Genomic DNA, 25,001 nt, shown 5'->3' with positions numbered 1-25,001 from the left:
GCAGGGCGGCGGCGAACAAGGCTTCGCGCTGCGCGGCGCTAGGCGCGGGCTCCACCAGGCGCGGCACGGAAACACGGTTGAGCAAAGCGTCGAGAGCCTCCATCGGCCACCTCCTGAAAAAAATGTCCGGCCATTCTAGCGGGATCTGCCGGCCGGGTGCCGGTTTACATGCCCTGCCCCGCAGGTAGAATGGGCGCCCTTCATCTACCAGCCCGAGCGGAACACATGGCGTTGCCGACCTTAAGGATCATTGGTTTCATCATCGGCATCTTCCTCATCACCCTGGCGATCGCCATGGTGGTGCCGATGGCGACCCTGGTGGTCTTCGAACGTACCGGCGACCTGCCGTCCTTCCTCTGGGCCAGCATGATCACCTTTATCGCCGGCCTGGCCCTGGTGATCCCCGGGCGCCCCGAGCACGTTCACCTGCGCCCCCGCGACATGTACCTGCTGACCGTCTCCAGTTGGCTGGTGGTGTGCATCTTTGCCGCCCTGCCATTCCTGCTGACCCAGCACATCAGCTACACCGACTCGTTCTTTGAAAGCATGTCCGGCATCACCGCCACCGGCGCCACGGTGCTCAGCGGCCTGGACAGCATGTCGCCTGGGATCCTGATCTGGCGTTCGATGCTGCACTGGTTGGGGGGCATCGGCTTCATCGGCATGGCGGTGGCGATCCTGCCGTTGCTGCGTATCGGTGGTATGCGCCTGTTCCAGACCGAATCCTCGGACCGCTCGGAAAAGGTCATGCCGCGCTCGCACATGGTCGCCCGGCTGATCGTCGCCACCTACGTGGGCATTACCATCTTTGGCAGCCTGGCGTTCTGGTGGGCCGGGATGAACGTGTTCGATGCCATCAACCACGCCATGTCGGCGATCTCCACCGGCGGTTTCTCCACCTCGGACGATTCCCTGGCCCACTGGAAACAACCGGCGGTGCACTGGGTGGCGGTGGTGGTGATGATCCTCGGCAGCCTGCCCTTCACCCTCTATGTGGCCACTTTGCGTGGCAACCGCCGGGCGCTGATCAAGGATCAGCAGGTCCAGGGCCTGCTCGGGCTGCTGCTGGTGACCTGGCTGGTACTCGGCACCTGGTACTGGTGGACCACCAACCTGCACTGGCTCGAGGCCCTGCGCCACGTGGCGCTGAACGTGACGTCGGTGGTCACCACCACCGGCTTCGCCCTGGGCGACTACAGCCTGTGGGGCAATTTCTCACTGATGCTGTTCTTTTACCTGGGGTTTGTCGGCGGCTGTTCCGGCTCCACTGCCGGCGGGATCAAGATCTTCCGCTTCCAGGTCGCCTACATCCTGCTCAAGGCCAACCTCAATCAACTGATTCACCCGAGGGCGGTGATCAAGCAGAAGTACAACGGCCATCGCCTGGACGAAGAAATCGTCCGCTCGATCCTGACCTTCTCGTTCTTCTTCGCCATCACCATCTGCATGATCGCCCTGGCCCTGTCGCTGCTGGGCCTGGACTGGATGACCGCCCTCACCGGTGCCGCCAGCACCGTGTCGGGCGTGGGCCCGGGCCTGGGTGAAACCATCGGCCCGGCCGGCAACTTCTCGACCCTGCCGGACGCCGCCAAGTGGATCCTGTCCCTGGGCATGCTCCTGGGCCGGCTGGAAATCATCACGGTGTTCGTGTTGTGTATTCCGGCATTCTGGCGTCATTGACCGGGGCCGGCGCGGCCTGTAACCGCGCTCGGTACTCACCGGGCGTGGCATCGAACCAGCGGCGGAATGCGCGGAAGAAGTTGCTCGGGTCGGCAAACCCAAGCAAGTAGGCAATTTCCAGCAGGGTCATGCGCGGCTGCGCCAGGTACTGCTCTGCCAGTTCCCGGCGGGTGTCATCCAGCAGCGCCTGGAAGCTGGTGCCCTCTTCCTGCAGGCGGCGCTGCAAGGTGCGCTGGGACAGGTGCAGCGTCTGCGCCACCATCTCGCGCTTGGGCTCCCCCTGGGGCAGCAGGCGACACAAGACCTGCCGCGCCTTGTGGGTCACCCGGCTTTCGGAGAAGCGCGCCAGGTATTCGCCGGCGAAACGATCGTGCAGCAGGGCCATGGCCTCGTTGGCGGTGGGCAGCGTGGCCTCCATGTCGGCACGCTCGAAGATCAGCGCATCAAAGGGCGCGGCAAACACCAGGGGCGCGTGGAACATGTCCTTGTAGGGTTGCAGGTCCCCGGGCTGCTCGCCCTGCAGCAACACCTTGCGCGGCTGCAACGCGCGCCCCGTCAGCCAGCCGCACAAGGCCAGGGCGCAGGCCAGCGAAGCCTCGGCACTTTGCCGGGTGGGCGGTAGATGGTCGCCATGCACCGTCAGGATCAGTGCATAGCCCTCGGGAAGAAGGCGGAAACTCAAGTCAGCGCTTTCGGCAATGATCCGCTGATAACGCACCAGCCGCTGAAACCCCTCCGCCAGGGTACGACTCGACATCAATGCATACCCGGCCACGTGAAAAGACGCCGGACGCACCACCTTGCCCATGTTCAGGCCGATCGCCGGGTTGCCGGAAAGCTCGACGGCGCGCTGCCAGAGCCGGGTCATGGAGTCCTGGGTGAAGCGCGCGTCGGGATCTTCCAGGGCACCGTAGTCGAGCCCCAACTGCTTGAACAAGGCCCGGCAATCCAGGCCGTCCATCTCCAGGGCCTTGACGATTCCCAGGGTCCAGCTTGCAGAAGTCGTTCGTTCGCTCATGAGGGGTTCTTACATGATGAGCCGCATGCTACGGCCAATTTCCCAAGGATACTAAAGTGGCGCCTATTGTCACTGGCCTGCGCCGCCAAGGACTCTAGACTCAAATAAGCTCCCCGCCGAACATCCGCCGACAGAACAACAGACACAGAGATCGCGGCCATGGAAAACATCCGACAGTTCAACAGCTTCGCCGAGTTCTACCCCTACTACCTGAGCGAGCACAGCGACAGCACCTGCCGACGCCTGCACTTCATCGGCACCAGCCTGGTGATCTTCATCCTCGCCCTGGCCATCGGCAAAGGCGCCTGGTGGCTGCTGCTGGTGTTGCCGATAGCCGGCTATGGCTTCGCCTGGGTCGGGCATTTCTTCTTCGAGAAAAACCGCCCGGCCACCTTCCAGCATCCGCTGTACAGCCTGCTGGGGGACTTCGTCATGTACCGCGACATGATCCTCGGCAAGGTGCCCTTCTAGACCCCAGGGCCGCCAGCGGCTCCCCACAGGGCCAGGCCTTGCAGACCCGCCCCATGACAACAAGACGATGGCCGATGAACACCCATGCGCGCTTTACCCATATGCAGGACGGCACCCAGGAGGACTGGGCGATCATCGCCGCGGATTTCAGTGCCTACGCCAAGCAGTTGCCGACACGCATCCTGGCCCACCTGCAACTGCTGGAAGGCGACTTCGGCGGCTTCCCGGTGGACCGCCTGACCCATTCGCTGCAGACCGCCAGCCGCGCCTGGCATGACGGGCGCGACGAGGAATACGTGGTCTGCGCCCTGCTCCACGACATTGGCGATACCCTGGGTTCCTATAACCATCCGGATATCGCCGCCGCCATTCTCAAGCCCTTTGTCAGCCCGGAAAACCTGTGGATGGTGGAGAAGCACGGGATCTTCCAGGGTTACTACTTCTTCCATCACCTGGGCATGGATCGCCACCTGCGCGAGCAGTTCAGTGACCACCCGCTGTACCAGTACACCGCCGAGTTCTGCGCCAAGTACGACGCCGCCGCCTTCGATCCGGCCTACGAGAGCCTGCCCCTGAGCTTCTTCGAGCCCATGCTGCAACGGCTGTTCGCCCAGCCCCGGCAGTCGCTGTACAAGGCGGCCATGGAGCAGGCCAGCCCGGCCTGAAAAACCGTGTTCGGCCCCGGGCTCAGGCCGGCTCCGCGACTTTCATCCGCTCAGCCTTGAGCTGGGCCTCACGGGCCTGGGCCTCGGCCAGGCGATAGAGTTCGATGCTGCCGTCCCAGTGCTCGATCAGGGCCGTGCAGGACTCCACCCAGTCACCGCAATTGAGGTAATCCACCTCGCCCACCTTGCGGATCTCGGCATGGTGAATATGGCCACAGACCACCCCGTGCAACTCGCGCTTGACGCATTCGTGGGCAATGGCTTCCTCGAAATCGCTGATGAAGCTCACCGCCGTCTTGACCTTGTGCTTGAGGTAGGCCGACAGCGACCAGTACCCATAGCCATAACGCGCCCGCCAGTGGTTGAGCCAGCGGTTGAGGGTCAGGGTGAATTCGTAGGCCGAGTCGCCGAGAAAGGCCAGCCAGCGGTGATAGCGGGTAATCACATCGAACTGATCGCCGTGGATCACCAGCAGATGACGCCCGTCCGCAGTGACATGCACCGCCTCGTCCACCAGTTGGATATTGCCGAGAATCAGCCTGGAGTAGCGCCGCAGGAATTCGTCGTGGTTGCCGGTGACGTAGATCACCTCGGTACCACGCTTGCTCATGGTCAGCAGGCGCCGGATCACGTTGGTATGGGCCTGGGGCCAGTACATGCCGCCGCGCAGCTTCCAACCATCGATGATGTCGCCCACCAGATAGATGCGATCGGCGTGATAGGCCTTGAGAAAGCGTGCCAGGTGTTCGGCCTGGCAATCCCGGGTGCCCAGGTGCACATCTGAAATCCACAGGGTCCGCACCCGTTGCTTGCGGCTGGGCTTGGCGAGTTCGGCATGGGTCATGGACGCTCTCCTGGATTTTTTGCGAGCTTGCGCCCCAGCGATTAATAGCCCATGACACAAATGCGGCAGTGCGATGACAGCGCGAAACGCCCGACCGCCGGTGTAGACTGGCCGCCTGCCAAGGAGACCGTGATGGGATCTATCCTCACCCTGCGCCACTACACCCATGACCTGATCGCCCACAGCCATGAACATGCGCAACTGGTGTTCGGCCTGCGTGGCCAGCTCGATTTCGAAGTCGAAGGCCAGGGCAGCCAGGTGCAGCAGCAGAGCTTCGTGGTGGTGCCGGCCGGCGCCCGGCATGTCTGCGGCAGCCCCAGCGGCAGCCATTGCCTGGTGCTGGACATACCCGGCGAACACTGGGTGCAGCAATCGTTGGGGGAACATGCCGAGGCCAGTCGGCGTTTGCTCGATGCGCCCCGACACCAGGTCCTGGGGCCGAGCCAGAGCCGCCTGGTCAACTGGCTGGCGGACAGCCCGGTGGACGACCCCTTGATTGCCCAGCAAGGCGCGGTCTTGCTGCTGGCCAGCCTCAATCATCGCGCCGACAGCCAGCCCCGCGAGCGCCGCCTGCCCTATGCCGCCCTGAATGCCCATATCGATCATCACGCCGCCCACCCCTTGCAGGTGGCCGACCTGGCCCGTATCGCCGGGCTGTCCGCTGCCCGCCTGCATGCACGGTTCATCGCCGAGTGCGGGGCCAGCCCCATGGAATACGTGCGACGCCGGCGCTTGCACATGGCCCTGGAACTGTTGCGCGGATCGACCTTGCCCATGGGCGAAATCGCCAGCCGCGTGGGTTACAGCTCCCAGAGTGCCTTTGCCGCGGCGATACTGCGGCAGTACGGCCACTCGCCGCGCCAACTGCGCCAAGGGGCAGACGCTAGTCCCTCGACAAAAAACGCCAGGATCGCGACAGACCAACAGGCCGCCCCGCCCGTAGACTGAGCCCATTGCCGCCTAAGGCCATTACTGCCCGTCTTGTGGTTAAGGATAAAAATGACTCCGCGTACCGCCCTTGGCGCCTTGCATATCGGTGCCCTGATGTTCGGCCTGACCGGTGTATTCGGTAAGCTCGCCGCCGCTTCGCCCGCGGTCATCGTCTTCGGCCGTGCAGCCTTTGCCGTGCTCGCCCTGGGCGTCTTCGCCCGCCTGGCGAGCAACACCCCCTGGCAGAAACTGGCCGCCACCGATTGGCGGCGCCTGCTGCTCAGCGGCCTGCTGCTGGCCGGGCACTGGGTGAGTTTCTTCGTGGCGGTGAAGGTCGCGGGGGTGGCTATCGCAACCCTGGGCTTTGCCAGTTTCCCGGCGTTCACCGTGATTCTCGAAGGCCTGATCTTCCGCGAGCGGATCCGCTTCAACGAAATGCTGTTGGTGCTGCTGGTCAGCATCGGCCTGGTGCTGGTGACCCCGGACTTCGACCTGGCCAGCCAGGCCACCACCGGCCTGCTCTGGGCCGTGGGCTCGGGCCTGCTGTTTGCGCTGCTGTCACTGAACAACCGTGCCAGCTCCGGGCGGATCCCCGCGGTGCAGGCGGCGCTCTGTCAAAACGTGGTGGTCGCCCTGTGCCTGTTGCCGGTGGCGGCTCCCGAGCTTGGCCAGGTGCGGGCCATGGACTGGCTGTGGATCAGCCTGCTGGGAATTTTCTGCACCGGTCTGGCCCACAGCCTGTTTGTCGCCAGCCTGGCAGTGATCAAGGCGCGTACCGCAGCGGTGGTGTTTGCCCTGGAACCGGTCTACGGAATTACCGTGGCCTGGTTGCTGTTCGGCGAAAACCCGACCCTGCGCATGTTGTTCGGTGGGGCCTTGATCATCGTTGCCATCGTGGTTTCAAGCCGCCTGTCAGCGGGTTCGGGCAGCAAGGCAGCCACGGCTGAAGCCGGCTCTCACTGAGTACGGTCGTTGTGGCCCAGGTCGCGCTCGGGGTCGATCTGGTCGCGAACCCGCTGCTTCAGCACCTTGGCCTCGGGAAAGCCACCATCGGCCTTGCGTTCCCAGATCTGCACGCCATCGCAGGTGATGCTAAAGGCCCCGCCGGTTGCCGGCTCCAGGGACACCTTGCCCAGGTCGTCGCTGAAGGTGCTCAACAGCTCCTGGGCCAGCCACGCCGCCCGCAGTAGCCACTGGCATTGGGTGCAATAGGTGATGATCACTTCGGGTTTACGTTCAGTCATGGTACGGCCGACTCCTGGATTCAAGGGCGTCGTTATAATAGCCGGCTTTATCGCCCGCCCCGAGAACCGTAATGCGCCGCCTGCTGTCCTGCCTGTTCCTCTGCCTGCTGCCCTTGCTTGCTCAATCTGCCGAAGCGCCACGACCGAAAATCGGCCTGGTGCTGTCTGGGGGCGCCGCCCGCGGTCTGGCCCACATCGGGGTGCTCAAGGCCCTGGAGGAACAGGGCATCCGCATCGACGCCATCGCCGGCACCAGCATGGGCGCGGTGATCGGTGGGCTGTATGCCTCGGGCTACAAGATCGACGAGCTGGAAAAGCTCGCGCTGAACATCGACTGGCGACAGGCCTTGTCCGATGCCCCGCCCCGGGAAGACGTGCCGTTCCGGCGCAAGCAGGACGACCGGGATTTTCTGGTCAAGCAGAAGCTCAGCTTCCGCGACGATGGCAGCCTGGGCCTGCCGCTGGGGGTGATTCAGGGACAGAACCTGGCACTGCTGCTGGAAAGCAAGCTGGCCCACGCCAGCGATACCCGTGACTTCGACAAGCTGCCGATCCCCTTCCGGGCCGTGGCCACCGATATCGCCAGCGGCGAGAAAGTGGTGTTTCGCAAGGGCCACCTGCCCCAGGTGATCCGCGCCAGCATGTCGATCCCGGCGGTCTTCGCACCGGTGGAACTGGATGGCCGTCTGCTGGTGGACGGCGGCATGACCGATAACATTCCCCTGGACGTGGCGCGGGACATGGGAGTCGACATCGCCATCGTGGTGGACATCGGCACACCGCTGCGTTCGCGCAAGCAACTCAATACCGTGGTCGACGTGCTCAACCAGTCCATCACCCTGATGACCCGGCGCAACTCGGAGGTGCAACTGGCGGCACTGCACAAGGATGACGTGCTGATCCAGCCAGCGCTGTCGAGCTTTGGCGTTACCGACTTTGGCCGGGCCCAGGAAATGATCGACGCCGGCTACCGCGCCACCCGTATCCTCGACGCGCGCCTGGCCCGTCTGCGTCCGGCCCATGCGCTGGATGCCGAACTGACCGCTGCGCGCCAGCCCAGCCAGCGCACTCCGATCATCAGCGCGATCAAGGTGGAAAACGACTCCAAGGTCAGCGACGAAGTGATCCGCTACTACATCCGCCAGCGCATCGGCGAGCCGCTGGACCTGGGCCGCCTGGAAACCGACATGGGCACCCTGTACGGCCTGGATTTCTTCGAACAGGTGCAGTATCGCGTAGCCCACAAGGGGCAGGACAACACCCTGGTGATCAGCGCCCGGGGCAAGCGCAGTGGTACCGACTACCTGCGCCTGGGGCTGAACCTGTCCGATGACATGCGTGGCGACAGCGCGTTCAATATCGGCGCCAGCTACCGCATGAACGGCATCAACAGCCTGGGTGCAGAATGGCTGACCCGGGTGCAGATCGGTGATCAGCAGGAACTCTACAGCGAGTTCTACCAGCCACTGGATGCCGGTTCACGCTACTTCATTGCGCCCTTCATCGCCGCCGAAGCGCAGAACGTCGAGGCGGTGCTGGACAACGACCCGATCGCCGAATATCGCGTGGAACGCTACGGTTTCGGGCTCAACCTAGGGCGCCAGATCGGCAACAGCGGCGAAGTGCGTTTCGGCGTCGGCGAGGCCTGGGGCAAGGCCGATGTGCGCATCGGCGACCATAACCTGCCCAGCGAAAACTTCAACGAAGGCTACTACCAGTTGCAGTACTCCTTCGACTCGCTGGACAACGTCTACTTTCCTCACTCCGGCGAAGACATCAAGCTGAGCCTGCGCCAGTTCGAACCGAGCCTGGGTTCGGACAATCGCTACCGGCAGTGGGAGTTCAAGCTGGACAAGGCGCTGAGCAGCGGCCCCAATACCTTTGTCCTGGGCGGTCGCTATGGCCGGACCCTGGACAACGCCGACGTGGTGACGTCAAGCTTCCTGCTCGGTGGAGCTCGACAACTGTCCGGTTTCCGTCAGGACGCCCTCTCCGGGCAGAACATCAGCCTGGCTCGCGCCGTGTACTTCCGTCGCCTGACACCACGCTCCTACCTGCCCCTGGACTTTCCACTGTACCTGGGAGGCTCGCTGGAGCGGGGCCGGGTGTGGAACAACGACAATGCCTTCGACAGCGGCTACATCAACGCGGCGAGCATCTTTCTCGGCTTCGACACGCCGCTGGGGCCGCTGAACTTCAGCTACGGCTTCAACGACGACAACCAGAAAGCCCTGTCACTGAATCTGGGCCAGACCTTTTGACAGGCACGCAAAAAACGCCCCTGGGCGCAGCAGGCTTGAATTCAGAATGGCAGAGGAACAAGACAAACCGGGGTCAGGCAACCCCGGTTGAAGGCGTCAGGATTTTTCCAGATTGGCCAGGATGCGTTCATGAACGCGAATGCAGACCCGCAGGTCTTCTTCGTCAACGCCAACGAACAGCTCATGACGCAGGGCGGTGGCGATGGTTTCGATCTGTTCGATCAAGGGCCGGGCGGACGGACAGAGAACGATTTTCTTCGCCCGGCGATCTTCCACCACCGACTGGCGCTGAACCAGGCCCTGGGTTTCCAGGCTGTCCAGCAGCCGGGCCAGGGTCGGCCCTTCTACGCCGACGCTTTGCGCCAGCTCGCGCTGAGTGGGCGCCTCTTCGAAGCGAGCCAAATGCAACAGCACCAGCCAGCGGGCCTGGGACAGGCCGAGCCCCGCCAGGCGGCGGTCCAGTTCGGCACGCCAGCCGCGAGACATATGCGCCAGCTGCATACCAAAACGGTGTTCATCGGTTAACGGCATAAAACACTCATGATCAGACTGAAAATAAAGAAAAACTAATTATTAGTCAGCTAAGCATGCCCCTTGCCCGGAGGCAAGGCCTGTAAGGGACTGAATCGTTACAACATTGACGCACCCCTTCACATTTCAAACTCCGACTCCAAGGCCGCACGTACGCAATACAGCACCCCTTCCGGCACCCTTCCGGCAAACACCGGGATAACCTCGGCCACGGGCGGCAACTCGCCCTCGCCGTCGAGGAACGCATCCTGGATCTCTCCCAGCAGGTCTTCCGGTAAGTCCAGGGCCTGCTCCAGCGACAGCTGCTGCTTGCCGATGGCTTCGGCGAGCAGGGTGTAGACGTTCTTTTCCGTGCACTGCAACTGGCCGGCGATCTGCACCGGGGTCATCCCCGCGCGAGCCAGGGTGATCAGTTCATGGCGCAGGTCGGCAACCACTTTCGGCGCCTCGACACCGCCGCCGAGGACTTCGAGGAAGGCTGCGCCATAACGCTCCAGCTTGCGCGCACCCACGCCGCTGACCTCGGCCATTTCGGCCATGGAGCCGGGCTGGCTGCGGAGCATTTCGAGCAAGGTGGAATCAGGGAAAATGACATAAGGCGGCACCCCATGTTCTTCCGCCAGCTTGCGTCGCAGGGCCCGCAGCGCCTCCCACTGCTCGCGCTCCTCGCCCCGTACCAGCTGGCTGGCCTGGCTGGTGCTGCTCTTGGGGGTGGTTTGCGGCTTGAGATCACGACGCAACTCCAGGGTCACTTCGCCCTTGAGCAGCGGGCGGCAGCTGTCGCTCAGGCGCAGGCCGCCATAACCTTCCAGATCGATGTCGGCCAGGCCGCGGGCCACCAGCTGGCGGAACAGCGAGCGCCATTCGCCTTCGCTGCGGGCCTTGCCGACACCAAATACCGACAGGTGCTGATGGCCGAAACTGCGGACCTTTTCCGTGTCCTTGCCCAGCAGCACATCCACCAGGTGACCGACGCCGTAGCGCTGGCCAGTGCGATAGATCGCCGACAGGGCCTGGCGTGCCGGCTCGGTGGCGTCCCAGGTCTGTACCCCATCGACGCAGTTGTCGCAGTGACCGCAGGGTTGCGGCATGTCTTCATCGAAATAGGCCAGCAGGGTCTGGCGCCGGCAACGGGTTTCCTCGCACAGGGCCAGCATCGCATCGAGCTTGTGCTGCTCAAGACGCTTGTGGCGCTCGTCGCCCTCGGAGTTCTGCAGCATCTGCTTGAGCATCAGCACGTCCTGCAGCCCGTAAGCCATCCAGGCGTCTGCCGGCAGGCCGTCACGGCCGGCGCGACCGGTCTCCTGGTAGTAGGCTTCCAGCGACTTGGGCAAGTCCATGTGGGCCACGAAGCGCACGTTGGGCTTGTCGATGCCCATGCCGAAGGCAATGGTGGCCACCATGATCAGGCCTTCTTCATTGAGGAAGCGCTTCTGGTGATAGGCCCGCAGCTCATTGGGCAACCCGGCATGGTAGGGCAGCGCGGTGAAACCCTGCTCGCAGAGAAATGCAGCCACTTCGTCGACCTTTTTGCGCGACAGGCAATAGACGATCCCGGCATCGCTGCGCCGCTCGTTGAGGAAGGCCTGCAACTGCTTGCGTGGCTGCTCCTTGGGCACGATGCGATAGAAGATGTTCGGCCGGTCGAAGCTGGAGAGAAAACGCTCGGCGTCCTGCAGGTGCAGGCGATTGACGATCTCTTCCCGGGTGCGCTTGTCAGCCGTGGCAGTCAGGGCAATGCGCGGCACCTGGGGGAACATTTCCGCCAGTTGCCCCAATTGCAGGTATTCGGGGCGGAAGTCGTGGCCCCACTGGGACACACAGTGGGCTTCATCAATCGCGAACAAGGCGATTTCCAAGCTCTGCAGAAACGCCAGCATGCGCGGCTGGACCAGGCGCTCGGGGGCCAGGTAGAGCATCTTCACTTCGCCGCGCCGGATGCGCGCGGCCAGGTCACGCTGCTGCTCGGCGCTGAGGGTGGAGTTCAAGGCTGCCGCCGCGACACCGAGTTCCTCCAGGGTCGCAACCTGGTCGTCCATCAGCGCGATCAGCGGCGAAACCACTACCGCCAGCCCTTCGCGAAGTAGCGCCGGGACCTGGAAACACAGCGACTTGCCACCACCGGTGGGCATCAGTACCAAGGCATCGCCGCCGCTGGCCACGCGCTCAATGATCGCACCTTGGCGACCACGGAAACTGTCGTAGCCGAAGATGTCCTTGAGGACGCGTTGAGCCTGTTCGAGCATGAAAAACTCCAAAAATCGCTGAAATCCCTGGGGGCAGACTGGACGAAAAGCCGGCACGCTTCACCGACATTTGCGTTAGCGGACTTGTCCGGAGCGGACGGCCAGCCTGCAGGGCATCACAAAACGCGCGAGTATACCCGACCCCTTCCCGGCAGAGGGCACCGACAATGGACGCTGGTAACCTTTAGAACCGCTCAAATCGGCACCGCGGCTGGCTTGAGCGCGCAAGAAAGCCTAGAATTCAGCATCGTTTATTCCCCAAGGTAGCCGTCAATGTCCTTCGCTGAGCAACTAACCCGCCTGCAAGTCTTCCTCGATGCAGATGATCTGCACGACGAGGCGCTGGACTACGTGGCCGCTCACGGCTACCTGACCGCGCTGTCCATCTGCTCGGAAAGCGTTCCGGACCGTGAATGGATCGACGCCCTGTTCGCCGAAGAGCCGCACTACCGTGACGACGCCGAACGCGAAGCCATCGAGTCGACCCTGCTGGCCCTCAAGGCGCATATCGCCCGCCAACTGGCTTCCGACGAAGAATTCGAGCTGCCCTGCGAACTCGACCTGGGCGAGGACCCGGACGACTCCGACCTGCGCGGCTGGTGCATCGGCTTCATGGAAGGCGTGTTCCTGCGTGAAGCGGCCTGGTTCGAAACCGCCGAGGAAGAAGTCAGCGAGATGCTGCTGCCGATCATGGTGGGTTCCGGCCTGTTCGACGAACAGCCGGAGTTCTCCGACATCGCCAGCGATGCCAACCTGATGGACGACATGATCGTGCAGATCCCGGAAGCGCTGACCGCGCTGTACCTGCTGTGCAACGCCCCCGACGAAAAACCTGCACTGCTCAAGCCCCGCCACCACTGAGTCGTTGCCTATGGCCAAGCCCATAGGCCAACGCCCCCTGCTATGGCGTTACGTTCTGCTGGCCATCGGCTGGTCGAGCGTAGCGCTGGGGGTAGTGGGTATCTTCCTTCCTGTATTGCCTACCACGCCTTTCCTGCTGCTGGCAGCCGCCTGCTTTGCCCGTAGCTCGCCACGCTTCTACCAATGGCTGGTGCAACACCCGCGCCTGGGTCCGTGGATCCGCGACTATCTCGACGGCAACGGCATTCCGCTCAAGGGCAAGGTCTACGCCATCGGCCTGATGTGGTTGAGCATCGGCTTCTCCTGCTACCTGGTGCCATCGCCCTGGGCCCGGGGCTTCATGCTGACCAGCGCAGTACTGGTGAGTCTCTATATCCTGCGGCAGAAGACCCTGCGGCGCTCCTGAAGGTTTGTGGGGTGGCCGGCAAGGGCGGGGCCACCGCGCACCATCGCCGCCTGCGGCAGCGGCGCCAGATTCGGGAGCGGTCAGGATTTGGCGTGGTTGCGCTGGTAGGTGTCTTCGCCCATCGCGGCAATCTGCCCTTCGATCAGGGCCTCGAAAGGCCGCAACAGCGGCTCGAACGAAGCAGGAGCTTCAAGTACCTGCAATGCCTGAACGATCGCTTCCACAGTGGACAAGGCTCCCGGCCCCGGGGCCTTGCGCAGGCGATAGCGAGACTCCACCCCAGGCGCCAGGGTCACCCTTGGCAGCGCCGCCAGCAACGGATTGAGGTGCAGCAACTTGCGCGCCTTGCGCCAGGTGCCGTCGGGCACCACCAGCAGCAGCGGTGCATCCGTCTCGGCATAGGCCTGCAATGGCCGGGCATCATCCGCCGGGAACAGCAGGCATGCTCGATATCCGGGCTGGTCGAGCAACGCCGGCAGCTCCTCGAACACCTCCCCCACCACCAGTTCGGCGTTGTTCAGCCCCAGCGCCGCCAGACGTGCGGTGTTCAAGGCATGATTGACCTCACTGGGATGCTGTAACAACAGCACTCGGGTACGGCTGGGTAGCTGCGGAATCAGCGGGCACAGACAATGGCCCGCAGGGCGCAGGCAACGCTCGCAGCGTGCTCGAGACATGGGACCTCCTTATGACTGGTTGAGCTGCGCCTTGAGCAGGTCGCGAAAGGTCTGGATCAGCGGCTCTCGACCGCGTCCGCGACGCATGATCATGGAGAACGGCGCCTGGTAGCCAAAGGTTGCCGGCAGCAGCACCCGCAAGTCGCCCTTGTCCGCCCAGGCCTGGGCGTAATGTTCCGGCAGGTAGCCGATGTAGGCACCGGACAGCACCAGGATCAACTGCGCCTCCATGCTCTCCACCGTCGCCGCACTGTGCTTGAAGCCGTGCCGGGCCAGTTCGGCCTGGCTCCAGTAGCCGCGGCCGACCATGCGTTGCTGGGTGATCACCTGCTCGGGAATGCGCCGCTCGCTGTACAGCGGGTGGCGGTTGCTGCAATACAGCCAATGCTGCTCGCGGTACAGCGGCATGTACACCAGGCCGCTCATGCGCGTGGAAAAGGCACCGATGGCCAGGTCCAGGCGATTGTCCTGCACCCCCAGCTGCAACTCGTGGGGGCTCATCACCGACAGGTGCAGGTGCACCGCCGGATGCTCCTGGCTGTAGGCGCCGATGGCCTCGGCGAACGGCAGGGCCTTATCGCTCACCGTGGAGTCGATCACCCCCAGGTTCAGGGTCCCGCGAAGCTCGCCCTTGAGGGCTGCGGCGTACTGTTCGAAACCTTCCAGCTCGCCCAGCAGGCGTAGGGTTTCCTGGTGGAACAGCTCGCCCTTGCTGGTCAGGCTGAAACCGCCCCGGCCACGGTGGCAGAGCACCAGGCCCAGGGACGCCTCCAGCTGGCTCATGTAGGTGCTGATGGCCGAGGTGGAAAGATTGAGTTCATGCTGGGCGTTGGCGAACCCCTGATGCCGCACCACGCTGACGAAGATGCGCAATAGTTTCAGATCAGGTAAAGCGTTGGCCATGACAGGCTCCGATAACAGGCAAAACGACAACGTCCCTGCGGCGAGGGGCGGGTTCTCGCCGAGTGGCAAAGCAACCCCGATGGCCTCCATGCCCGCTTTCAATCCAACCCTGCAACCCGGATAACGGTGGCTGCACCACCGGACGGGAGCAAGCTCCCTCGCCACCAAGGGCCTGGGGAGCAGCGCGGGAGTCTAGCGCGCCATCGGCCATTAGTTTAGAAAAATCTGAACTAAGTATTTGTTCGTAGCGATTCTTTCCCCGCACTACATTTCGCAGAATCGGCCCCACTCGGTTGCTCGGGCAGGATTCGCTGCGCCGTCGACCCCATAAATATAAAACAACGATGAGGCCTATCCCGTGGACAAGATTCTCCACCAACCACTGGGCGGCAACGAAATGCCGCGCTTCGGCGGCATCGCCACCATGATGCGTCTTCCCCATCTGCAATCCGCTGCCGGCCTGGACGCTGCGTTCGTCGGCGTGCCCCTGGACATCGGCACCTCGCTGCGTGCCGGCACCCGTTTCGGCCCGCGGGAAATCCGTGCCGAATCAGTCATGATCCGCCCTTACAACATGGCCACCGGTGCTGCCCCGTTCGACTCGCTGTCGGTGGCCGACATCGGCGACGTAGCGATCAACACCTTCAACCTGCTGGACGCGGTGCGCATCATCGAAGAAGCCTATGACGGCATCCTCGAACACAACGTGATTCCCCTGACCCTGGGCGGCGACCACACCATCACCCTGCCGATCCTGCGGGCCATCCACAAGGTACACGGCAAGGTCGGGCTGGTGCACATCGATGCCCACGCCGATGTCAACGACCACATGTTCGGTGAGAAGATCGCCCACGGCACCACCTTCCGCCGCGCCGTGGAAGAAGGCCTGCTGGACTGCGACCGCGTGGTGCAGATCGGCCTGCGCGCCCAGGGCTACACCGCCGAAGACTTCAACTGGAGCCGCAAGCAGGGCTTTCGCGTGGTCCAGGCCGAAGAATGCTGGCACAAATCCCTGGAGCCCTTGATGGCCGAAGTCCGCGAGAAAGTCGGCAACGGCCCGGTGTACCTGAGCTTCGACATCGACGGCATCGACCCGGCCTGGGCCCCAGGCACCGGCACCCCGGAAATCGGTGGCCTGACCACCATCCAGGCCATCGAGATTGTCCGTGGCTGCCAGGGCCTGGACCTGGTGGGCTGCGACCTGGTGGAGGTTTCGCCGCCTTATGACACCACCGGCAATACCTCGCTGCTGGGCGCCAACCTGCTGTACGAAATGCTCTGCGTGCTGCCTGGCGTCGCCCATCGCTGAGACTCAGCACATGCTGCGCGCCGCCAGACCGTTTGCGGCGCAAAGCGGTACTACCCGCTTCATCTTTACCCCGTCCTCGACTGCTGTTGCGCAATGCCTGCCAGGCATTAGCCGGCCGATGACGGGCCAAGGATGGTTCCGAGGTGCGGTGACGCATCCCGGACAACGCCGTCGTCCGCCCACAAGGGGACGGCGCCGGATTGACTCATGACGTAGCCACGAAGCTGCGCATGCAAGGGGAGCAAGACTTCAGCCAGGAACGCGAAACCATTGGGTCTCGCACAAAACAACAAGGCCTCTGGCTGGCCTGTCACAACCATTTGTCCGCTGTGCCGGAAGGGCTGCCACCCCCTTAGCCAATGTGATCGGAGCAGATCATGAATAACAACAAAGAAAAAAACCCTAGCAACATCGCAACCAACAGGATCGGACAGATCCTCGAGCACCAGCGCGACACCAGGCCTTGCGACCTGTTTCGCCTGCCCCCCGGCCTGGCCAGCACCGCCATCGCCACTCTCGAAACTGCGCACTCCAGCATGGCCAGCCGCTGTACCAGCGGGCTGCTGGCAAGTCGCGCGCTACTGCCCGGATAACCTCCTGGAGCGGCCGGCCTCGCGATAGAGCCCCTGGGTCTTGCACAAGACTTGACCCCGCCTTCGCTGAGCAGCCAGCACCTGCATGAACCGTTTGTTTCACATAAAAAAGATAATCGGAGACACGCCACCATGGCTTTAGATCTATTTGTCGTACTCATCTATGCCGCCGGCATGCTCGTACTCGGCTACTACGGCATGCGCAAGGCCAAGACCCACGAGGACTACCTGGTGGCCGGCCGCAACCTGGGCCCGACCCTGTACATGGGCACCATGGCCGCCACGGTCCTGGGCGGTGCCTCCACCGTCGGCACCGTGCGCCTGGGCTATGTCCACGGCATTTCCGGTTTCTGGCTGTGCGCCGCCCTGGGGGCGGGGATCATTGCCCTGAACCTGCTGCTGGCCAAGCCGCTGCTCAAGCTGCGCATCTTCACCGTCACCCAGGTGCTGGAGAAGCGCTACAACCCCATGGCCCGCCAGGCCAGCGCAGTGATCATGCTGGCCTACGCGCTGATGATCGGGGTGACTTCGATCCTCGCCATCGGCACCGTTCTGCAAGTGCTGTTCGGCCTGCCGTTCTGGGTTTCGGTTTTGCTGGGCGGCGGCGTGGTGGTGGTGTACTCGGCGATCGGCGGCATGTGGTCGCTGACCCTGACCGACATCGTCCAGTTCGTGATCAAGACCGTGGGCCTGATGTTCATCCTGTTGCCGATCTGCCTGTACCGCGTAGGCGGCTGGGATGAGTTGGTGGCCAAGCTGCCAGCGTCCAGTTTCAGCTTCACCGCCATCGGCTGGGACACCATCATCACCTACTTCATGATCTACTTCTTCGGCATCCTGATCGGCCAGGACATCTGGCAACGGGTGTTCACCGCCAAGACCGAGAAAGTCGCGCAATACGCCGGCACCCTGGCGGGCTTCTACTGCATCCTCTACGGCCTGGCCTGCGCCCTGATCGGCATGGCCGCCCATGTTCTGCTGCCGGACCTGGACAACGTCAACAACGCCTTTGCCGCCATCGTCAAAGCCTCGCTGCCGGACGGCATCCGTGGCCTGGTGATCGCTGCGGCGCTGGCCGCCATGATGTCCACTGCCAGCGCCGGCCTGCTGGCCGCCTCCACCACCCTGACCGAAGACCTGCTGCCAAGGCTGCGCGGCGGCAAGCAATCGAGCCTGGGGATCAACCGCCTGTTCACCTTCCTCACCGGCATCGTGGTGCTGGGCATTGCCCTGGTGGTCAACGACGTGATCAGCGCCCTGACCCTGGCCTACAACCTGTTGGTGGGCGGCATGCTGATCCCGCTGATCGGCGCCATTTTCTGGAAACGCGCCACCACTGCAGGCGCTATCGCCAGCATGGGCCTGGGCTTCGTCACGGCTCTGGCCTTCATGTTCAAGGACGGCCTGGATGCCAACACACCGATCTACTACAGCCTGGCCGTGGGCCTGGTGAGTTTCGTGGTGGTGAGCCTGGCCTCCCGGCGCCCTGCGCCCCTGGCCAACGCAATCTGACGTGAAGCCGGAGGTCTGAAGCTTTTCTTCGACGGGTGCGGCGTCGGTGGCCGCACCCGTTTTTTTTCGCCTGGCAAAAGCCTCACGGCACCGACGGGCAAAGCCCGCAGCCATTTTCGTCAGGGCCATGAATGGACGAATGGTTACCCCGCCGGAAAAAAACCTGTGCTGTACTCAGATCCAGCGACGACTGTTCCCGCAGGAAAACAGTACAAGGATCGCTGGCCGCCTCAGTGCACGCTATCGCTTCACCCTTGGATGGGGTCATAAAACAATAAGAGCCTCTCCCTGCCCCGAGGTGTTTATGGACCGTTTCTCCATCCAGCAAAGCATCCGTCATGCCATCGATGCACAAATGGCCCAGAAGTGGCCAACCCCGCCCTGCCAGGCCCGCGAACACGACACCTACTCCCTGGACCTCAAGGCCCTGCTGCACAGCCTGGAGCGAGAGTTCAACATTCGCCTGGATCCCGACCGCGATCTGTATCGAATCAGCAGCATCAGCGAGCTGAGCCTGTTCATCCTGGAAAAGACCCGCGCCGACGCTGCCCGTCCCGCCTGACCTGCTGTCGTATCGGGAGCAACGCAGATGAATCGGGCCCAAGCGCGCGCGGCAGTGCACCTGCTCATTCGCCACTGGCTGGATGAGCCTGTGGATTTCGATGACCAGAGCGGTCTCTCTGAACTGGGGCTGGACAGGGATGATATCGAGGCGCTGCTGTGGCGCCTGGAGGACAGGTTCGACCTGGGTGTCTTGCCCCGTGAAGAGCAGCGAGCGCTCGGGCAACTGGAAAGGGTGGATGACCTGGTGCAATGGTTATTGGAAAAGGCCCGGCAAAACCAGGATTGACCCGATTGCCCCAGGCCTGTGGCCCAGCGACTGCCGGCTAGAAAACATCCGCGAGAGCCGGAGCCTGCACTCCGCTCTCGCCTCTGCTTCAGCGACGACGTTGTTGACGGCGCCGCAGCTCTTCGTCGGTAGGAATCGGCACCGGTTGCAGCGGTGGCTCGATCAGGCCCAGTGCGACGCCAAGGTCGTGCAGCCAGCTTTGCAGTTTGTCTTTCATAGTGCCCCCTCAGGGTCGTGCCGAGCGGCGATACTGCGCCGCCTCAAGCAGATAATAGCCCTATCTTTTCCAGCGCGCTGCTGCGCAATGGCAATGAACTGTTACTGGATTAAAGCCAATGGCCATCGGGTGCTCAAGCATGGGCCCGCGCCTGCTGCGCAAGCTGCACGCCAGCGCCCTGTTGCAGCTCGATCCAGGCATTGAGGTTGGCCCCGACCATGCCCTTGCGCCACATCAGCCAGGTAGTGGCACGGGCAAAAGGCTCGGCCAGGGCATGCACCGCCACGCTTTCGCGCCCCGGCAGGCTGTCGAGCATCGACTGAGCCATCAGCGCCACCCCGGAACCGGCGATCACACAGGCCAGCATGCCCTGATAGGACTCGATCTCCATGGCCCGCCCCATCGCGGCGTGGTAGTGGGCAAACCAGGATTCCAGACGCATGCGATAGGAGCAGCCCTGGCGAAAGGTGAACACCGCACGGCCCTCCACGTCCCGGGCCGTACGCACCGGCGGATGGTCGGCTTCGCTGATCAGTACCAGGGTCTCGTCGCACAGGGGCACGCCATCCAGGCCTGCCAGCTCCAGCGGCCCGTCCACCAGGGCTGCATCCAGGCGCCCGGTGAGCAAGCCTTCGAGCAACTCGCCGCTGGGCCCGGACTGCACCTGCAGGTTCACCGCCGGATAAGCCCGGTGATAACGCGCCAGCAACGCAGGCAAGTGAATCGCCGCGGTGCTGTACATGGTGCCCAGGACAAACTCCCCGGCCGGCTGACCGCCCTGCACCGCGGCATGGGCCTCGTCGTGCAAGGCGAACAGGCGCGCGGCGTAATCCAGCAGCACCTTGCCCGCCGGCGACAACTGCAGGCGCTGACGCTCGCGCAGGAACAGTTCGACCCCCAGTTGCTCCTCCAGTTGCTTGAGCCGGGTCGAGAGGTTCGACGGCACTCGGTGCAGGCGCTCGGCGGCGCGAGTGATGGAGCCTTCCTCGGCCACGGCCTGGAAGATGCGCAATTGGCTGAACTCCATGACTTTCTCCAAAACTGAACAAGTTACTCAATATTATTCATTTTTAAAGAAAGTCAATCAGTCCTAGCCTGACGGTCATTGTCCCCATCGATGGAAAGCCGACCATGTCTCCCCTGCTCCGCCTGCTCGCCAGCTTCATTGCCCTGATGATGGCCATGGGCATTGGCCGCTTCGCCCTGACCCCGCAACTGCCGCACCTGATCAGCGAAGGCCAGGTCGACCTGACCGCCGCCGGGCTGATTGCCGCCGCCAATTACCTGGGCTATTTCCTCGGAGCCCTGGACGCCATGTTCGCCCGGCGTCCGGCCCAGGTGCGCCTGCGCCTGCTGGGCGGCTTGTGGCTGTGCGTGCTGCTGACCCTGGCCTCGTTCTGGGCCCAGGGCTTCTGGCCGCACCTGCTGCTGCGCTTCGGCACCGGGGTGGCCAGCGCCTGGGTGCTGGTGATGATCACGGCGCTGAGCCAACCCCTGGCCCAGGCGGCGGGCTGGCCACGCCTCGGGGCCCTGGTGTTCGCCGGCCCGGGGCTGGGCATCATGCTCACCGGGCTACTGGCCCTGGGCTCCAATCTTCTGGGGCAAAGCTCGGCCAACCTGTGGCTGCTGTATGCCGCGGTCGCCTTGTTGATGCTGCTGGTGATCCTGCCGATCCTGCCCCCGGCCTCGGCGCGCCCCAGTGGCGAAACGCAGAGCGCCTGCGCCACTGAGCACAGCGTGGCGCGCCTGGGGCTGGTCTACGCCCTGTATGGCGTGGGCTACATCATCCCCGCGACCTTCCTTTCGCAGATGGCCAATGCGCGCTTCCAGGGCCAGTGGCAGGCCGACCTGTTCTGGCCCGGTTTCGGCCTGGCCGCGGCCGTAGGCGTGGCCCTGGCCAGCCTGCGTCGGCACACCCCGCACAGCACCCGGCAATGGCTGATGGCGACCTTGTGGCTGCAGGCCGCCGGGGTCTTTGCCTGCCTGCTGGGCAGTGGCCTGGGGCTGGTATTGGGCGTGTTGCTGTGCGGCACGCCGTTCCTGGCCTGCATGCAGTTGGTGATGCAGCGCTCCCGGGAGCTGGCACCGCAGTCGGCCCAGCGCAACGCCGGCCTGCTCACTGCCTGCTTTGCCGTGGGCCAGTTGAGCGGCCCGTTGCTGGCCGCCCTGAGCAGCCACTTCAGCGGCGACCTGCAACTGGCGCTGGTGGTGGCGGGCTGCGGCTTGCTGATCGGCGCCAGCCTGCTCTGGCAACTGCGACCAAGGGCACAGCGCTGTGCGTTCGTCTCGTGAAGCGCGGGCTACAACAAGCGCTGGATCCGCCGCCGCAGCCACTGTTCGGCGCTGACGAAGGTAATACCCAGCAGCACCAGCATTGCCCCCAGCACGAAGTTGAGGCTCAAGGGCTCGTCCAGTAACAGCACGCCGAAGGTCACGCCGAACATCGGGGTCATGAAGGAAAACACTGCCAGGTTCGCCGCCAGATAACGCCGCAGCAGCCAGAACCAGGTCAGGTAGCTGAAGAACGATACCACCAGCCCCTGGAACAACACGCTGGCCACCGCTACCGGAGTCAGGCTGACCTGGGTCACCTGGCCGCTGAGCACGGCGATCAGCAACAGGCCGACGAAACCGACGATCAACTGATAGAACAGGGTCAGGGTCGCCGGCGCCTCGGACAGCCGCGAAGCCCGCACCACCACTGTGGTCGCGCCCCAGGCCAGCCCCGCCAGCAATCCCAGAATGTCGCCCAGGAGCATGCGCCGGTCCAGGTTGTCCAGGGAGATCCCGCCGGCAAAGGCAATGCTGATGCCGATAAAGGCCAGGACGATCCCCAACCATTGCAAGGGCCGCAAGCGTTCGCTGGGCAACAGCCAATTGACCCCAAGGGCGGTGAAGATCGGTGCGGTGTAGAGAAACACCGACATGTGCGCGGCACTGGTGAGCTTCAGGCCTTCGGCGATAAACAGGAACTCCAGGCCGAACAGAGCGCCGGCCAGCAAGCCGCCGCGCCAGGTACTGGAAACCTGGGACCAGCCGCCTTTCCAGCACATCAGTACAGCCACCAGCAGCGCCGAGATCCCCGAACGGGCGGCCGCCTGCATGATGGGCGCAATGTCCGCCGCGGCCCACTTGATCATCACCTGCTGCACGCCCCAGATCAGGCACAGCCCCAACATCACCTGCAGGGCAAACCCATCGGCGTTGCGCCGTTCGATGCTCACCGCCATACCTCACATTGATTCAATGACATGACCCCTACCCGAAATAAAGAACTGCCGCCGCGCCTGACGGGTCCCCTGGAGCAGACCTAGTTCCCGCCGTTTGCGCCTGGCGCCCAGCGGCAGGCACAGAAGACGCCGAAACTGCAGGCCAGGGCACTGGCCAGCATGCCCCAGGCCATGTCCAGCAGCGCCAGGGAAGCCGACCAGCCCTGCAAGGTCGCCCAGTTGCTCAGGTCATAAGTGCCGTAGGCCACCAGCCCGAGCAGCGCCCCCAGGCACGCAGCCCGGCGCCAGCCGCCCTGCTGCAGGGCGGGCCGCACGGCGAACAGCAGGCAACCGCTAACGTAGAGGAGGTAGAACAGCGCTGCCGGTAACAGCCGTGGCTGTTCCAGCAGCAACGCCCCCAACTGGGCCCGGTAGGTTTCGCCCATCATCAGCCCCAGCCAGAGCGCGTCGAGTAGCAGGAACGCCAGCAAAGTGGCGAGCCAGGCAACCAGCGTGGTTTTCATAAGCCTCGCCCGCCGCGTGAAGTGAGTCTCAGCTTAGCTCGATACGATCCGCGTGAATGACAATCTGGCCCTGCTTGTAGAGGGCACCGATGGCCTTCTTGAAGTTGCCCTTGCTAACCCCGAACAAACTGCTGATCAAGGCCGGGTCGCTCTTGTCGCTGACCGCCAGCGAGCCATCGTTTTCCCGCAACTTGGCGAGGATCTTCGAGTTCAGGCTGGTGGCCGCCTGTTCACCGACAGGTTGCAGACTCAGGCTGATCTTGCCGTCGGCGCGCACTTCCTTGATGAAACCTTTCTCTTGCATCCCCGAGCGCAGGAACTTGAACACTTCGTTCTTGTGGATCAGGCCCCAGTGCTTGTTGTTGATGATGGCCTTGAAGCCCATGTCGGTGGACTCGGCCACCAGCAAGTCGACTTCCTGGCCGGCCTTGTAGTTGGCCGGCGTCTTGTCCAGGTAGCGGTCCAGACGGGCCGTGGCGGTAATACGGCGAGTGTGCTTGTCCAGGTAGACATGCACCACGCAGTATTCGCCGGCGTTCATCTGGCGCTTTTCCTCGGAGTACGGCAGCAGCAGATCCTTGGGCAGCCCCCAGTCCAGGAACACCCCAATGCTGTTAACTTCTACGACTTTAAGACTGGCGAACTCACCAACTTGAACTTTCGGCTTTTCGGTAGTTGCGATTAACTTGTCAGCACTGTCCAAGTAAACAAAAACATTCAGCCAGTCTTCATCTTCACTGGGAATGTCCTTGGGGATATAACGATTGGGCAGCAATATTTCGCCGTCTGCCCCACCGTCCAGATACAAACCAAAGTTAGTGTGTTTAACCACTTGCAAACTGTTGTAGCGCCCGACTAAAGCCATTTCCAATACCCTCATTGCGTGGGCGGCATTCTACCTGTTTTCCAGGCCTGCGTTGACGCTCCTGAATCGCTGGCCACGAAATCCTTGATTTTTCTGGCGTTCCCGGCGCTCAACCGGCCGCTCGTCAGGCAAACAGCCGTGCATAGAGCCTTTGCGGAGCACAGCGAGAGGGCATTTTTTTCGATGGGTCCTTAGTTAAAACAGCGACTTAGGAAAATATCCGAAAAATAAACTTAGGAAAAACAGCAGGAAGCGCCTTTCTGTTCCAGGGGATATTTACCAAGCAATTGTCAAGTATTTCTGATAAGATGCCTGGCCAAATTAATTTTCCCGAAAGGTTAAATGGCCGCCATGCGAGTAAAAGCCTCCAACAGCAAAGCAAAACCAGCTCCCGCCGTTGAAACCAGTGAATCGATCAACGAACAGATCGCAGCGTTCCTGAAATCGGGCGGCGAAATCCAGCAGATCGCCAAAGGCGTCAGCGGCCAGACTTTCGGCCCGTCCAAGCAGATCAGCCTGGGCAAGAAGTAACTCCCCCGCGCATTATCCTGGTCCCTTAGCGCTTTGCCCCCAAAGCGCTAGGACTGGCACCCGCTCTCCTCCCCACTACCAGCAAATCGACGAACGGCCTTCAGCCAATGGCATTCGCCGGTATCCTTTACCCCCTCTAGATCAATCGTTTCAGCCGCCTTTCAGGTTGTCGCTCCGCGCAGTTCAGGGAGTGCTGCATGCTCAAATCCTCGTTGCTGGCCTGCAGCCTGCTGTTGGCCTGCCCCATTGCCCATGGGCAAATCTTCCAGCGCGAGCTGGGGGATTTCGACCTCAAGCTGGGCACCAGCCCCAGCCGCAGCATGGCCCAGGGCCTGGTCAAGCCGTCTTCCAGCGGCTCGTTCCACGGCGGCCTCGACCTGAGCCACGACAGTGGCTGGTATGCCGGCCAGTGGGCCCCCAGCATGGGCCTGAGCCCCTCCAGCAAACTGGAGGTGGATTCCTACCTGGGCTTCAAGCAGCCCTTCGACCAGACCCTGGGCTACGAACTGGGAATGATCCACTACAACTACCCGCAGTTGCGGACCCAGGACAGCCAGGAATTCTACGGCGGCCTGACCCTGCTCGGCAGCCGCTTCGGCGCGGCGTTCAGCAATGACCCGGACAAACGCAACAGCACCCTGTTCGCTGACCTGG

General features: G+C 63.1%; 28 protein-coding genes and 2 pseudogenes. 17 read left to right on the top strand and 13 right to left on the bottom strand.

Translation table 11 applies throughout. From position 1 onward, the window contains the following. Positions 1 to 103 (bottom strand): annotated as a pseudogene (locus F6S12_RS20855) (nitroreductase); the annotation flags it as partial. Between the two features lie 122 nt (positions 104 to 225). Between F6S12_RS20855 and F6S12_RS20850 the strand changes: the two are divergent. Further along, positions 226 to 1,680 carry a TrkH family potassium uptake protein gene (locus F6S12_RS20850; RefSeq protein WP_011059927.1) on the top strand — a complete coding sequence of 485 codons (1,455 nt, stop codon included), beginning with the start codon at positions 226 to 228 and terminating at the stop codon, positions 1,678 to 1,680. Here F6S12_RS20850 and F6S12_RS20845 read toward each other — a convergent pair. Beyond that, positions 1,637 to 2,698: an AraC family transcriptional regulator gene (locus tag F6S12_RS20845; protein WP_011059926.1), complete on the bottom strand. Its 1,062-nt coding sequence runs from the start codon at positions 2,696 to 2,698 to the stop codon at positions 1,637 to 1,639. The two genes, F6S12_RS20850 and F6S12_RS20845, sit on opposite strands and share 44 nt — an antisense overlap. 159 nt (positions 2,699 to 2,857) lie before the next feature. Here F6S12_RS20845 and F6S12_RS20840 point away from each other — a divergent pair, with 159 nt between their 5' ends. Continuing rightward, positions 2,858 to 3,169 carry a DUF962 domain-containing protein gene (locus F6S12_RS20840; RefSeq protein ID WP_011059925.1) on the top strand — a complete coding sequence of 104 codons (312 nt, stop codon included), beginning with the start codon at positions 2,858 to 2,860 and terminating at the stop codon, positions 3,167 to 3,169. Positions 3,170 to 3,243: 74 nt separating this feature from the next. Next, a complete protein-coding gene (locus tag F6S12_RS20835; protein WP_015634600.1) occupies positions 3,244 to 3,834 on the top strand; it encodes an HD domain-containing protein in 591 nt (196 codons plus the stop codon). A gap of 22 nt (positions 3,835 to 3,856) precedes the next feature. On the opposite strand, the gene F6S12_RS20830 is transcribed toward F6S12_RS20835, so the two are convergent. Then, on the bottom strand, positions 3,857 to 4,678 hold the full coding sequence (locus tag F6S12_RS20830; RefSeq protein WP_011059923.1) for a UDP-2,3-diacylglucosamine diphosphatase: 822 nt from the start codon (positions 4,676 to 4,678) through the stop codon (positions 3,857 to 3,859). A gap of 132 nt (positions 4,679 to 4,810) precedes the next feature. Between F6S12_RS20830 and F6S12_RS20825 the strand changes: the two genes are divergently transcribed. After that, positions 4,811 to 5,626 (top strand): helix-turn-helix transcriptional regulator, encoded by an 816-nt coding sequence (locus tag F6S12_RS20825; RefSeq protein WP_015634598.1) that lies wholly within the window; start codon positions 4,811 to 4,813, stop codon positions 5,624 to 5,626. 51 nt (positions 5,627 to 5,677) lie between these two features. After that, complete coding sequence (locus F6S12_RS20820) at positions 5,678 to 6,571, top strand: DMT family transporter (RefSeq protein ID WP_015634597.1); 894 nt, start codon at positions 5,678 to 5,680, stop codon at positions 6,569 to 6,571. On the opposite strand, the gene F6S12_RS20815 is transcribed toward F6S12_RS20820, so the two are convergent. Further along, complete coding sequence (locus F6S12_RS20815; protein WP_152686035.1) at positions 6,565 to 6,852, bottom strand: SelT/SelW/SelH family protein; 288 nt, start codon at positions 6,850 to 6,852, stop codon at positions 6,565 to 6,567. The two genes, F6S12_RS20820 and F6S12_RS20815, sit on opposite strands and share 7 nt — an antisense overlap. A gap of 71 nt (positions 6,853 to 6,923) precedes the next feature. Between F6S12_RS20815 and F6S12_RS20810 the strand changes: the two genes are divergently transcribed. Next, a complete protein-coding gene (locus tag F6S12_RS20810) occupies positions 6,924 to 9,113 on the top strand; it encodes a patatin-like phospholipase family protein (protein WP_015634596.1) in 2,190 nt (729 codons plus the stop codon). Between the two features lie 96 nt (positions 9,114 to 9,209). Here the strand turns inward: F6S12_RS20810 and F6S12_RS20805 are convergent, their stop codons facing one another. Together F6S12_RS20805 and recQ are read right to left on the bottom strand one after the other, a co-directional pair. After that, entirely contained in the window at positions 9,210 to 9,644 is a 435-nt protein-coding gene (locus tag F6S12_RS20805; RefSeq protein WP_011059918.1) for a MarR family transcriptional regulator, read from the bottom strand. Between the two features lie 119 nt (positions 9,645 to 9,763). Further along, positions 9,764 to 11,890, bottom strand: coding sequence for a DNA helicase RecQ (gene recQ / locus F6S12_RS20800; protein WP_011059917.1), 2,127 nt, complete (start codon positions 11,888 to 11,890; stop codon positions 9,764 to 9,766). Positions 11,891 to 12,163: 273 nt separating this feature from the next. Here recQ and F6S12_RS20795 point away from each other — a divergent pair, with 273 nt between their 5' ends. Next, positions 12,164 to 12,751, top strand: coding sequence for a YecA family protein (locus F6S12_RS20795; protein ID WP_011059916.1), 588 nt, complete (start codon positions 12,164 to 12,166; stop codon positions 12,749 to 12,751). 10 nt (positions 12,752 to 12,761) lie between these two features. Then, complete coding sequence (locus F6S12_RS20790; RefSeq protein ID WP_011059915.1) at positions 12,762 to 13,157, top strand: YbaN family protein; 396 nt, start codon at positions 12,762 to 12,764, stop codon at positions 13,155 to 13,157. 80 nt (positions 13,158 to 13,237) lie between these two features. Here the strand turns inward: F6S12_RS20790 and F6S12_RS20785 are convergent, their stop codons facing one another. Together F6S12_RS20785 and F6S12_RS20780 are read right to left on the bottom strand one after the other, a co-directional pair. After that, positions 13,238 to 13,834: a tRNA-uridine aminocarboxypropyltransferase gene (locus tag F6S12_RS20785; RefSeq protein ID WP_152686034.1), complete on the bottom strand. Its 597-nt coding sequence runs from the start codon at positions 13,832 to 13,834 to the stop codon at positions 13,238 to 13,240. A gap of 9 nt (positions 13,835 to 13,843) precedes the next feature. Further along, positions 13,844 to 14,737: a LysR family transcriptional regulator gene (locus F6S12_RS20780; protein ID WP_011059913.1), complete on the bottom strand. Its 894-nt coding sequence runs from the start codon at positions 14,735 to 14,737 to the stop codon at positions 13,844 to 13,846. Between the two features lie 358 nt (positions 14,738 to 15,095). Between F6S12_RS20780 and speB the strand changes: the two genes are divergently transcribed. The 6 genes and pseudogenes from speB to F6S12_RS20750 all read left to right on the top strand — a co-directional run bounded on the left by speB (position 15,096) and on the right by F6S12_RS20750 (position 19,001). Beyond that, on the top strand, positions 15,096 to 16,046 hold the full coding sequence (gene speB / locus F6S12_RS20775; protein ID WP_123473791.1) for an agmatinase: 951 nt from the start codon (positions 15,096 to 15,098) through the stop codon (positions 16,044 to 16,046). Positions 16,047 to 16,210: 164 nt separating this feature from the next. Next, positions 16,211 to 16,402, top strand: a pseudogene (locus tag F6S12_RS20770) (DUF4440 domain-containing protein); the annotation flags it as partial. Positions 16,403 to 16,423: 21 nt separating this feature from the next. Further along, positions 16,424 to 16,639: a hypothetical protein gene (locus F6S12_RS20765; protein ID WP_019093738.1), complete on the top strand. Its 216-nt coding sequence runs from the start codon at positions 16,424 to 16,426 to the stop codon at positions 16,637 to 16,639. Between the two features lie 132 nt (positions 16,640 to 16,771). Continuing rightward, positions 16,772 to 18,151, top strand: a complete 1,380-nt coding sequence (locus F6S12_RS20760) for a sodium:solute symporter (RefSeq protein WP_011059911.1) — start codon at positions 16,772 to 16,774, stop codon at positions 18,149 to 18,151. A 304-nt stretch (positions 18,152 to 18,455) separates the two neighbouring features. Next, complete coding sequence (locus tag F6S12_RS20755; protein ID WP_019093736.1) at positions 18,456 to 18,713, top strand: phosphopantetheine-binding protein; 258 nt, start codon at positions 18,456 to 18,458, stop codon at positions 18,711 to 18,713. Positions 18,714 to 18,740: 27 nt separating this feature from the next. Then, entirely contained in the window at positions 18,741 to 19,001 is a 261-nt protein-coding gene (locus F6S12_RS20750) for a hypothetical protein (protein WP_011059909.1), read from the top strand. A gap of 88 nt (positions 19,002 to 19,089) precedes the next feature. Here the strand turns inward: F6S12_RS20750 and F6S12_RS20745 are convergent, their stop codons facing one another. Both F6S12_RS20745 and ptrR read right to left on the bottom strand, forming a co-directional pair. Continuing rightward, positions 19,090 to 19,218, bottom strand: coding sequence for a PA1414 family protein (locus tag F6S12_RS20745; RefSeq protein WP_011059908.1), 129 nt, complete (start codon positions 19,216 to 19,218; stop codon positions 19,090 to 19,092). A 133-nt stretch (positions 19,219 to 19,351) separates the two neighbouring features. Further along, positions 19,352 to 20,245, bottom strand: a complete 894-nt coding sequence (gene ptrR / locus F6S12_RS20740; RefSeq protein ID WP_011059907.1) for a putrescine utilization regulator PtrR — start codon at positions 20,243 to 20,245, stop codon at positions 19,352 to 19,354. A 104-nt stretch (positions 20,246 to 20,349) separates the two neighbouring features. On the opposite strand from ptrR, the gene F6S12_RS20735 reads away from it, so the two are divergent. Next, positions 20,350 to 21,510: a YbfB/YjiJ family MFS transporter gene (locus F6S12_RS20735; RefSeq protein ID WP_161467040.1), complete on the top strand. Its 1,161-nt coding sequence runs from the start codon at positions 20,350 to 20,352 to the stop codon at positions 21,508 to 21,510. Between the two features lie 8 nt (positions 21,511 to 21,518). Here the strand turns inward: F6S12_RS20735 and F6S12_RS20730 are convergent, their stop codons facing one another. From F6S12_RS20730 to F6S12_RS20720, 3 genes are all read right to left on the bottom strand, one after another. Beyond that, positions 21,519 to 22,442 (bottom strand): DMT family transporter, encoded by a 924-nt coding sequence (locus tag F6S12_RS20730; protein ID WP_053150154.1) that lies wholly within the window; start codon positions 22,440 to 22,442, stop codon positions 21,519 to 21,521. An 86-nt stretch (positions 22,443 to 22,528) separates the two neighbouring features. Beyond that, entirely contained in the window at positions 22,529 to 22,951 is a 423-nt protein-coding gene (locus F6S12_RS20725; RefSeq protein WP_053149681.1) for a DUF2177 family protein, read from the bottom strand. A 28-nt stretch (positions 22,952 to 22,979) separates the two neighbouring features. Further along, on the bottom strand, positions 22,980 to 23,816 hold the full coding sequence (locus tag F6S12_RS20720) for a S1 RNA-binding domain-containing protein (protein WP_026020046.1): 837 nt from the start codon (positions 23,814 to 23,816) through the stop codon (positions 22,980 to 22,982). Between the two features lie 342 nt (positions 23,817 to 24,158). Here F6S12_RS20720 and F6S12_RS20715 point away from each other — a divergent pair, with 342 nt between their 5' ends. Then, the gene (locus F6S12_RS20715) at positions 24,159 to 24,347 is read left to right on the top strand and encodes a hypothetical protein (protein ID WP_016962619.1); all 189 of its coding nucleotides are present in this window, start codon (positions 24,159 to 24,161) and stop codon (positions 24,345 to 24,347) included. Between the two features lie 197 nt (positions 24,348 to 24,544). Continuing rightward, on the top strand, positions 24,545 to 25,001 hold a 457-nt coding region (locus tag F6S12_RS20710), incomplete at its 3' end, for a TorF family putative porin (protein ID WP_315869291.1).

The organism is Pseudomonas sp. JV245A, assembly GCF_032424515.1.
GTDB classification, from domain to species: domain Bacteria; phylum Pseudomonadota; class Gammaproteobacteria; order Pseudomonadales; family Pseudomonadaceae; genus Aquipseudomonas; species Aquipseudomonas protegens.
This window is presented reverse-complemented; position numbering and strand designations above follow the sequence as displayed.